We start from the raw sequence: 9,949 nt of genomic DNA, 5'->3' as shown, positions 1-9,949 counted from the left end.
CTTTCGAATTTTCGTCCCCCCTCCCGCCTCCCCCAAAATCGCAGGGGCGATTTTGGGGGAGGTGCAGGTGGGGGTCATTGGCATTGCTTGCCAGGTTTTGATCTTATCCCGAACTCACGTTATTTTAGGATGACTAGGCTGCTTAATTCTTTGCTCAACCTGCTGCGGGATGCGCGCAACCGGCTGGATTATCCCTTGCGTCAGTTGGTCCGCTGGCAGCGGGCGGGTTTCCGCATCGCTCCGCGGCTCAGGGGTGACCCCTTCGCCGCCCTGCCGGCCGAAGACCGCCCGAGCGCCATGGCGCTGGCCGATCGGCTGATTCGAACCTACCACCTGGAAGATTTTGCCGCCCAGACCACCCCCATCAACTACCGCGAAAACCTGTTTTACCTCCACCTGCTGGAAAGCGCGCTGGAAGCCACTCCGATCAGCCTGCCCGAAACCGTCCGCGCTGCGGATGTTGGCCCCTCCCACTGGTTTTATGTGCAGGCGCTGGCGGCTGTGCTGCGCTGGTGGCAAACACCCCGCCCCCGTCAGATTGACCTGCAGGGCTATGAAATTGACGCTTACCGGGTATATGCCGACCTGCACTCGCGTTACGATCACGCCCTCGGACATATCCGCGGACTGACGGGGGTGACTTACATCCCGCGCGGCTTCAGCACCCAACCCGCCGCTTTTCACCTGATTTTCATGCTGTTTCCGTTTGTCTTTCCCGAAGACCACCTGAAATGGGGGCTGCCCGCCAATTTGTTCCAGCCGAGGGCATTGCTACGAGCCGCCTGGCAAAGCCTGCAGCCCGGCGGAGCGCTGATCATCGTCAACCAGGGCAAAGCCGAACACCACGCCCAACGCGCCTTGCTGGAAGCCGAAGGCATCCCCATCCGGGCCGCCTTCCGCCACGACCCCCTGTTGTTCCGCTATTCGCTCGACCGCTTTGTGCTGACCGCCTGCCGACATGCCTGAAAACTCCTCGCTGCTGACCGCCTTGCGCCAAAGTGCCGTGCATCTTACCGAAAAAATCGGCGCGCGTCCGGCCGGCAGCCCGGCAGAACGGCAAACCCAGCAATGGCTGGCCGAACAACTTGGCGGCTTGGGCTACCGCTGTGAATGGCAGGAATTTACCTTTGCACCCCTGCCGGCCTTTTTTCCCTATTACAGCCTGGGGGCAATCTGGCTGATTGCGGCGGTCTGGCTGCTGCCGGGGTTCGCCTGGCTGGCGGTGGCTGCCCCGTTGTGGGTTGGGCTGCTGCCGTACTTTCGGCTTTGGCTGCAGTACCGCCTGCCGTGCACAGCCCGCAGTCAAAACCTGTTGGGTCTGCCCGCTGGCAGCAAGGCCGAAGAACTCCGCCTGCTGCTGGTTGCCCACGTGGATACTGCCCGCGCCCTGCCGTATGTGGAAGGGCCTTTGTACGCCTTGCGCCGTCAGTGGTATGCTGTCCTCAGCCGCGCCGGCTGGATGACCGCTTTCTTTGGCGCGCTGGCAGTGTTGCAGATGCCGCTTCCGCCCATTTTGCTGAGTGTGCTGCGCGTCTTAATCAGCGTGGTCGGGCTGGCCTACATCGGGCTGGATTATTACGACCAGCGCGGCAGTGATGGCGCGTTTACGCGCGGCGCTAACGATAACGCTTCCGGCGTGGCGGTGCTGCTGGAAACGGCCAGATGGCTGGCGGACAAGCCGCACCTTCACCCGCGGGTGGGTTTCCTCTTCACCGGCGCCGAGGAAGCCGGGCTGTTCGGTGCGCGTCAGGCTGCTTTGCAGCTCAAACGCCTTGCCAAAACGCTCAGCGTATTGAGCGTGGACATGGTTGGCAGCGGGGAAAACCTGCGGATTTACCATGCCGAGCTGGGCCTGAAGCCGCTGCTGACCGACTCAACCCTGAACAGCCAGCTGCAGGCTGCCGACCTGCATGCCAGCCCCTATCTAGCGCGCCGCCGCAGCGGTGATTTTGCGCCGTTTGTGCGCGCCGGCTTCCGCGCCACCGGCATTGAAAGCAGCGGCACTCCCGCCTTCTGGCGCGCTTACCACACTTTACGGGATGACCTGTCCCTGCTGGACGCCCAACGCATGGCGCAAACCTGCCTGACCCTGCAACGGTGGATTGAAAACCACTTCCAGCCATGAGAAACCAAAAGCCAGAAGGTAAAAAACCGGCACGGCGCGGCGTTTTACTTTCTCACCATTGACCATAGAATACTCCTGCCCCAACGCAAAGATCGGAAAATGGGTGCGGCTTTCTCAAAGTCGAAGACAATCAAACCGCCGCCTGCAAACGCTGATCAACGCCCGTTCGGGATCATCCACTTCTAAAGCCAAGGCCCCCTCCTGCGCCTCCCCTAATATCGCTTTTGCGATATTGGGGGAGGTGGAAGTGGGGATCGTTTTGTCACAATCCGGGTTTTGTATTGACCCCAAACTTGTTTAGGAACAAAAATTCAGGATTTTTTAAAGTACTTTGAGTAAGTCATCAGATAATGGACAATGGGGGTGGTTGAGTGTCACTCCCCAAACAATTCGCGGATGGCGTCTTCGGCGCCGCGCGCTTGCGGCTGCCCGCCGCGGATTTCCTCGAACAGGCGGTTATCGTAACGGCGCGAACGCACCAGAATCGGCATGCTCACCCCCCAGCCCAGCAGCAGGGCTTCTTCTTTGGGCTGCAGGCGCGCCAGCATGCCGCGCAGCGCATCCCGCCCGGCCAGCCCGGAAAGCACGGCGGCAATATCGGCTTCATCGCCCAGCCAGGCGCTAACCCGCGTGCCGAGCTGCGACATGACCTCGTCATAAATCTGCGAGGGGCGCTGGTCCACAATCAGCAGGGTGACGTAGTACTTGCGCATTTCCCGCGCAATGGTGGCAAAGGCGGTCTGGGCGGCCATTTCACGGTTGAGCAGTTTGTGGGCTTCTTCGATCACCACCACCAGCGGACGCGGTTCGGGGTTCTTTTGGGGGTGAGAGCGGTAGGCATTGGTGCGCTTTTCCCATTCATCGCGGATGCGGCGGGTGATCAGATTGGTCACCAGCAGGTAATCCAGATCGGTTTCATGGTCGCCAAAGGAGAGGATGACATGCTTGCCGTTCGCCAACAGGTTGATGATTTCCGCCAGGCTGTCCTGCGGTGGGTTGGGGAGGATGTAGGGCTTGTTAAAAACCCGGGTCAGTTTCTGGTGCAGACCTTCGGCAGCCATGACGTTCACCCCGGCCTGATTTGCCCAAAAGGCGACGCTGTCGGCTGCCGGAACTTTTTTGCCGGTATCCGGGTCTTCCGTCATTGCGCCGTTGCGCATTTTCTTGAACTCGCTGAACCAGCTTCGGCCGAAACTGTGCCACAAGGCCTCCAGCGTGGCGGGGGTGGTTTCGCGCAGGTTGAGCTCGCGGGTCAGCATTTCGATATCTTCCGGCAGAATGTCGCTTTCCGCCAGCGTCAGGCTGAAATCCGGCGATTGACCGCGAATGGAAGCCTCATTGCCCAGCCCGACCACGCGCACACGGGCGGCGAATTTGCTTTTCAGCCCCGGAATGATCTCGCGCGTGTCGGAGGCGATGTCGTCGTAGGCATATTCGTTGTGCATGTCAAACACCAGCGCCGAGGCTTTGTTGTACTGAATCAGCCCGCAAAGCAGCAGGCGGGTGAGGAAGGATTTGCCCGTGCCGGTTGCCCCAAAAATACCCGATGAACGCTGCACGAACTTTTCCAGGTCAACCGGAATGGGCAGGTTCTGTTCGCGGGTGAAGCCGATGACAAAATTGCGCTCGCTGGGTTCGCCGAAGATGTTGGCCACATCCTCGGCGCGCGCACCGCGTACCAGGGCATGATGGGCCGGCACGGTCTTGACCGGCTGAGGCTGCAGACCGCTGTCATCCGCGTGCTGAGCGCGCCATACATCATATTCGGGCGATGCCGGGTCGGGGCCAACCTCCTGCATCAGCGCCGGCAGCACCTGTAAATTGGTGAAGAGGGTTTGCCCGTGCAGCAGGGCAGCCACCTGCGGCGGCAGGCGGGTTTCGCTCTGCTCATCGGCAAAGCGCGGGTTGGTACTGCCCAGCTGCAGGTCGGTCACCGTGCCGTAAAAACGCCAGTCGCCGCTTTCGATGACCACAAACGAGCCTTCCTTGATTTCTTGGGGCGGTACGGTCAGGCGTACACTGAGCGAATCTTTCAGGCTACCGCCGACGACATAGCCCACTGGTTTCTCGGTTGGATTTTCAGGGTTGATTGTCATCATCTTTCCTCCCAACAAAGGTTAAGGCAGGTTGACATCGCCAACCGCGCTCAAGACGCTCATCAGGCGGTCGTAATCATCGCGCAGCAAGGTGACCAGTTCGCGGGTAATGGACTGCACCCAGCCGGGATCGCCCTGGGCACGGTGGAACATTCCGGCCTGACGGATATGCGCCGCCAGCAGTTCAGCCTGCGGCAGGTCTTCGGCGCGCAAAATATGGCGCAGGTAGCCGAACCGCCCGCTTCCGGTGAAGGCGATCACTTCCTGGGCTGTGCAGGTGAAAATTTCATCCAGGCTGAGCGGCGGGCGCGGCGGCAGCAGGTGGCTGATGCTGCCGTTCTCAGCGTAGCCGATGAAAATCACACCGATTTCGACCGGTACGTTGCGGTTGTTGCGGTTGTCCAGCAGGACGTCCGGCGGAACATTGTCGCTGGTGATTAACTGGCGGATCAAACCATCATCATCAATTTGGATGTTGTGAATCAGGCCGTAAATCTGTGTTCCATCGGCCAGGGGGATGCGTACCATTCCGCCAAAAACCGGCAGGTTCAACTCGCTGGCGCGGCAGCCGATTACGCATCCGCTGGTGGTGGAGCGCAGCAGCCGCCCGATTTGTAATGGAGAAGTGGTCGTCATCTTTCTGCCTCCTGCCTAAAGATTGTCTTTATGATACTGCTTGGCGCTTTTATCCCCTACCTCTAAGCCCATCGCCCGCATGGCACGGGCAATCATGGTTTCAATCTGTTCTTTTTCAAGGCGGGTGATTAAGGCAATTTCGTGAGCGCGGTGCAGCGCGTAGGGGTAGGGTTTGCTGCCCATCTGCCGGCACTGCTGCAATAAAACCGCATGGAGGGCCTCCAGCAGGGCAGGTTTTTCGGCAACACCGCGAGTGATTTCCACCCTCGCCATCCACGCTCTTTCGGGATGAATGCCAACATTGAGATAAAAGAAACAGGGTTGCAGAGCCGGGTCAAAGGCGGCAAAACGCTCCGCCATGGATGACTGAATAACAAACACCGCGCTGCGCTGACCGGGTGCAAGCAGCCCGGCAAAAATGACCCGATCCAGCACGCCTCCCAACGGTCGCCGGCGGGTTGTTTCCTTCACATCCAGGCGCGAATCAGCCGCCAGTTCCAGCAGGCGTATCACCAGATCGCTGCCGGGTTTATCCACATACCCCGCGCTGACCGCTTCCTGCTGGCTGGTTTTTTGCAGCACACTCAGGTACTCGCCAAACAATTGCTGAAACAGTTGATTTTCGCGTGGTTCGCGGTACAGTTCCAGCGGCCCGTCGGTTAATGTGATGACCGGGCGGGTGGTTTCGCGGCCGGCACGGTCTGCCAGCAGGCGGCGCTCGTTCAGGTCGCGGCGCAGCGCCACCACCTCCTCGGTGAGCGGGGCAGCCGGGTTGTTGATGTCCTCCAGCAGGTACAGCTGGGTTTCGGCCTCTTCGCCGGGGGTGAGGTCGGCAGCCGGTAAAATTCGGAAGATGCCGGTGTTGATGACCGCAAACTCGACCGAATCGTGGCGGTTGGGGTTGATTTGTGAACCGTCGGCAGCCAGTAAAAGCGGTAATTGGGCAAGGTTTGGGGGGCTGACGGCGGTATCCAGCCGTTCATTCAGCGGCACGGCACAGCGCAGCGAAACATCCGCACGCTGCGCATCTTCCACCCGCTGACGCAAAAAGTCGAGGTCGGCGGCGTAGCGGGTGAGCAGGGCGGCGGCCTGTTCCAGCCGCTCCCGATAGACCGCCTGATTCTGGCGGGCCTGCTGGCACTTTTCTTGAATTTGTCCCTGAATTTGCAAGTAATTAACCGGCATCTTTCCGCCCTCGAATATCGAACATTTGTCTTATATTATACCTGAAGAAGGACGGAAAGAATACCTCTTTATCTTAAAAGATTCAAGGCTTTCTCTAAAAGCAGCTTTGAGAAAACCATGTCACGGACACCGAAAGTGCAGCGTCCAGACCGCCTCGGCGTGAAGGGTGGGCATATCGTAGGAATACTTCAAAGTTGCCGTGTCCCGATACTCGATTTCAAAGAGGGGAATGTCATCCGAAATGACCGGTGAAAGCTGACCGCCCCAACATTCCGTGCCAATCGCGGCAAGGTTGCGCGCGCCCCGCTTGCCGCTCAAGCGAAGGATCGGCGGCTGGCGGTCGAGCAGTAAATCCCCATGCAGATCGTATTCAAGCAAACCGGTGTAAATCCAAGAACAATTTTCGGCATGTCCGTTGCCGCCCACCTCGGCCTGGCCGAATCCTTCCACGCGCGGGGGGGATTGCTGGAATTGTACGGTGAGAGGAATGCTTCCCCTGGCGGTCAAAAGAGCATAAAAACCTTCGGCTTGCTGCACCTGCTGATAGTCCAGTTCCAGCTCCAAATTGCTGCAGGGCTGGGTGGGAGAAATTTGCGCTGTCGGGGTGGCAGCCGGGCCGGGCAGGAGAGTCGGTGTGGGGGTCGGCGTCGGAGAGGGAAGAGGCGTTTCCGTCCGGTTGGCGGGGGGCGCAGAGATGACGCCGCCCCCGCAGCCCGCTGCGCTCAGCAGCCCAATCAAGAGAACTCCCAGCAGAATGAAGAAGAATGGCTTCTTAATCATCGCCTTCCTCCACAGATGGATTAAGCAGTCCCCGGCAGCGGGTCTGATGCGCGTTCCGTTTTGAGGGGTAACTGCATGATGGTAAAACCCACTTCGGGCAAAAACCGCACCGCTTCAAAGCCGAGCCGTTCGTAGAGCGCCCTGGCGCGCTGGTTGGACTGGTGCACACCCAACTCGATGGCATCCATGCGCCCGCGGTATTCTTCGGCCAGCCGCCGGATGATGCGCGAACCGATCCCCTGCCCCTGAAAGGCGCGCGCCACCACAATCCCGTGCAGGTGGAGGATGCGGCCGCGCTCTTCGATCCAGTAACAGCCGACTTTTTGTTCGCCCTGATAGACACAGAACACCCGTCCCACCCCGCGCACACGCCGGGCGAATTCAGCCCACGACCAGCCCATCACTTCCATGGTGGGGATCAGGTAATTCTCGGCATCCAAACGCAGCAATTCCAGAAACTCGTCAATCTGCTCGTCTCTGGCAAGTGTGCAAACCAGCTCAGCGTCCATCGCCTTCCCCTCCTTTCCGGCAAACGATGGACAATCCTGCCGCAGCCCCCGCCGGCAGGTGAATCAGACAAGTGCTTCCATTTTTTATTATATAATCTTCAACAGCCGATTACAATCATTCACCCATGATCACACTGCGCCGCGCCACTGCTGCCGATGCTCCCGTCATCCGCCGGTTGATTCACGCCGAGCGGCTCAACCCGTTTGGTTTGAACTGGCGGCGTTTCTGGCTGGCGATGGATGAGGACGGCCGGGTGATTGGCTGCGGTCAGGTCAAGCCGCACCGCGACGGCTCGCGGGAGCTGGCTTCCATTGTGGTGCTGCCCGCCTGGCGAAAACGGGGCGCAGCCAGCGCCATCATCCGGCATCTGCTGAAGGAAAACCCGCCGCCGCTCTACCTGACCTGCCGTGCCGAACTGACCGGCTTTTATGCCCGCTTTGGGTTTGAAGTGGTCGAAAACCCGGCCGAATTATCGCCCTATTTCCGGCGGATTGCACAATTGACCCGCAGCCTGAGCCGTTTCATTTCCCCATTGGCCCGGCTGCGGGTGATGATCCTCAGGCATACAGCCACACCGACACGGCAATCATCGCCAGCCCAATCAGGCTGACCCCGATATCCACCCAGACAATCTGCCTCCCGCCGTCGCGGCGCAGCATGCCGGCTACCCACTGCTGAAAACGCTGGTAATCCAGCAGCAGAGTCAACCCCTTTATGGCGGTCAGTGAAAAGAGCAGGGAGATGACGATTGAATGCGGGACACCGGCCGTAAAATGCAGGTACCACGTCAACGCTACCAGAAGTAAACCCACTGCCGCTACCACCGCCACCCATGCCGGGCGTTTTTCGGCGTAGGCTTTGGCAATGAAGCGGTTTTCGTCCCACGGAATCAGGTGCATATAGACCGGCTTCAGCAGTGCAATTGTACCCATCCCGATTCCCAAAATCAAAAAGTAATTCATGTGCTTTCCTCCTCAATAGAGCCAGATGCCCATGCTCATCAGCACCAATCCGAGCAGAGCGGTTGCAACGCTGATGAGATTCATGGTCGTGCGTTCACGCTTGAGTACCCGCTCGGCAAAGGCGCGGAATTGCTGGTAGTTGAACAGAACCTGCGAGAGTTTGACCAGCGTCAGACTGATGATCAGTGTGACCACAATCGAATACGGCACGCCGTGCGTAAAGTGCCGGTACCAGGTGAAGGCTACCAGCCCCAGCCCAAAACCGCCTGCCAGCCACACCCAAATGGGCTGCCGACGGGTGTAAACCCGATCCATCTCAAAATCCGCCCAGCGCTGGGGGAAGAGGTGAATCAACGGGCGGGTCAGAATCATTACCAGCCCAAATCCTATTGACAGTGCCTCAAAATAATTCATCTTGATGATTTACCTTTCCATTTGTCAAATTTTTCGGTCTGCGCCATGCGCAGGTTTATTTTGCAGCCATGCCTTCTTTCAGCAAGCGCATCAGATTGTCAATCATGCCCTTTAAATCCAGTGAACGCAGTCTTTCACGCTGTTGAGGGTCAAAAATCCGACCGTCCCACTTCAGCCCCGCCTTTTGGGCGGCATATTTACCGAATTCAGTGGTCAGCGCATTCAGGGTGAAGACAATCAAGTCCAGCGGCAGGTCGCTGCGAATGCGGCCCTGCTGCCGGGCAGTGAAGAGCAAATCATGCAGATAATCAAAACTTTTACCCTTCAACCGTTCCGTAATTTCTTCTGCCAAAGGGCTGTTGAAGGCCTGCCCAAGCAAACGGCTGTATTGCGGGTAGTTCAGATCAAACTCGGCGCCGGACAGCATGAGCGCGGCGAAACCTTCAAAAAAATCACTCCCTTCGGGCAAATCGCAGCGGCGCAGAAAGGCCAGTTTTGCTTCGGCCGCCTCATCTATCAGAAAGAAATAGAGGTCTTTCTTGTCTTCAAAGTACTGGTACAGACTGCCTTTGGGGATGCCGGCCTGCGCCACAATCCGGTTCAGGGATGCGCTTTCGTATGGTTGAGCGGAAAATTCTTCCAGCGCTGCTGCTAAAATCCGTTGGCGCTTTTCTTCATCCAGATTGAGAAAAGTGGTTTTGACCATGTTGCCTTTTCCTTTTGTCGAACCAATATGACCAGTTGGTCATATGCTAACATGACCAACTGGTCATGTCAAGGTTTTTTCTCAAAATTATCGTTTATAATCCTATTGTTTTCACACACGGAGATGCTCACCATGCGCCTGATGAAACCTCTTTTGCTGATCCTCTTGACTGCACTGCTGGCTGCCTGCAGCGGCGGGCCGATGAACACGCCGACCGCCACCCTGACCCCACCCCTGCCGACCGAAACACCCCCGCCCACTCCAACCCCCATCCCGCCGCGCGAACTGACCATCTGCATCGGTCAGGAACCGGCCTCGCTTTACCTGTATGGGGGCGGCAGCTCCCGCGCCATGTGGAATATTCTGGAAGCGATTTACGACGGCCCGATGGACACGGCGGGCTATCAGCCGCAGCCGGTCATCCTGGCAGAACTGCCCTCGCTGGAAAACGGTGCTGCTGTTTATGAAACTGTCAGCGTGGAGCGCGGGCAGGATGTGCTGGACGCCGGGGGCAACCCGGCCGTGCTGGATACCG

11 protein-coding genes and 1 pseudogene are annotated in these 9,949 nt (G+C 58.6%); 4 read left to right on the top strand and 8 right to left on the bottom strand.

What is annotated here, in order from left to right; all coding sequences use genetic code 11:
* The first annotated feature begins 129 nt into the window (after positions 1 to 129).
* Positions 130 to 966: a hypothetical protein gene (locus VAE48_RS04550; RefSeq protein ID WP_322792137.1), complete on the top strand. Its 837-nt coding sequence runs from the start codon at positions 130 to 132 to the stop codon at positions 964 to 966.
* A complete protein-coding gene (locus VAE48_RS04545; RefSeq protein WP_322792136.1) occupies positions 959 to 2,125 on the top strand; it encodes a M28 family peptidase in 1,167 nt (388 codons plus the stop codon). The genes VAE48_RS04550 and VAE48_RS04545 overlap by 8 nt, the downstream gene beginning before the upstream one ends.
* Positions 2,126 to 2,499: 374 nt before the next feature.
* Here VAE48_RS04545 and VAE48_RS04540 read toward each other — a convergent pair whose 3' ends face one another.
* From VAE48_RS04540 to VAE48_RS04520, 5 genes are all read right to left on the bottom strand, one after another.
* The gene (locus VAE48_RS04540; protein ID WP_322792135.1) at positions 2,500 to 4,224 is read right to left on the bottom strand and encodes a helicase HerA domain-containing protein; all 1,725 of its coding nucleotides are present in this window, start codon (positions 4,222 to 4,224) and stop codon (positions 2,500 to 2,502) included.
* A gap of 18 nt (positions 4,225 to 4,242) precedes the next feature.
* Positions 4,243 to 4,857 carry a hypothetical protein gene (locus tag VAE48_RS04535; protein WP_322792134.1) on the bottom strand — a complete coding sequence of 205 codons (615 nt, stop codon included), beginning with the start codon at positions 4,855 to 4,857 and terminating at the stop codon, positions 4,243 to 4,245.
* 15 nt (positions 4,858 to 4,872) lie between these two features.
* Positions 4,873 to 6,042 (bottom strand): DNA double-strand break repair nuclease NurA, encoded by a 1,170-nt coding sequence (locus VAE48_RS04530; RefSeq protein ID WP_322792133.1) that lies wholly within the window; start codon positions 6,040 to 6,042, stop codon positions 4,873 to 4,875.
* A 120-nt stretch (positions 6,043 to 6,162) separates the two neighbouring features.
* Positions 6,163 to 6,822 carry a hypothetical protein gene (locus VAE48_RS04525; protein ID WP_322792132.1) on the bottom strand — a complete coding sequence of 220 codons (660 nt, stop codon included), beginning with the start codon at positions 6,820 to 6,822 and terminating at the stop codon, positions 6,163 to 6,165.
* A gap of 20 nt (positions 6,823 to 6,842) precedes the next feature.
* Positions 6,843 to 7,331, bottom strand: coding sequence for a GNAT family N-acetyltransferase (locus VAE48_RS04520; RefSeq protein WP_322792131.1), 489 nt, complete (start codon positions 7,329 to 7,331; stop codon positions 6,843 to 6,845).
* Positions 7,332 to 7,456: 125 nt separating this feature from the next.
* On the opposite strand from VAE48_RS04520, the gene VAE48_RS04515 reads away from it, so the two are divergent.
* Positions 7,457 to 7,942, top strand: coding sequence for a GNAT family N-acetyltransferase (locus tag VAE48_RS04515; RefSeq protein ID WP_322792130.1), 486 nt, complete (start codon positions 7,457 to 7,459; stop codon positions 7,940 to 7,942).
* Here VAE48_RS04515 and VAE48_RS04510 read toward each other — a convergent pair.
* Genes VAE48_RS04510 through VAE48_RS04500 form a run of 3 tightly spaced genes read right to left on the bottom strand, consistent with a single transcriptional unit; the run spans position 7,890 to position 9,414 of the window.
* Positions 7,890 to 8,294, bottom strand: a complete 405-nt coding sequence (locus VAE48_RS04510) for a hypothetical protein (protein ID WP_322792129.1) — start codon at positions 8,292 to 8,294, stop codon at positions 7,890 to 7,892. The genes VAE48_RS04515 and VAE48_RS04510 overlap by 53 nt on opposite strands.
* A 12-nt stretch (positions 8,295 to 8,306) precedes the next feature.
* Positions 8,307 to 8,708: a hypothetical protein gene (locus tag VAE48_RS04505; RefSeq protein ID WP_322792128.1), complete on the bottom strand. Its 402-nt coding sequence runs from the start codon at positions 8,706 to 8,708 to the stop codon at positions 8,307 to 8,309.
* A gap of 55 nt (positions 8,709 to 8,763) precedes the next feature.
* On the bottom strand, positions 8,764 to 9,414 hold the full coding sequence (locus VAE48_RS04500) for a TetR/AcrR family transcriptional regulator (protein WP_322792127.1): 651 nt from the start codon (positions 9,412 to 9,414) through the stop codon (positions 8,764 to 8,766).
* Positions 9,415 to 9,546: 132 nt separating this feature from the next.
* On the opposite strand from VAE48_RS04500, the pseudogene VAE48_RS04495 reads away from it, so the two are divergent.
* Positions 9,547 to 9,949: pseudogene (locus tag VAE48_RS04495) on the top strand (hypothetical protein); the annotation flags it as partial.

Origin of the sequence: Bellilinea sp., assembly GCF_034432615.1 — a bacterium.
GTDB lineage: Bacteria > Chloroflexota > Anaerolineae > Anaerolineales > Anaerolineaceae > Bellilinea.
This window is presented reverse-complemented; position numbering and strand designations above follow the sequence as displayed.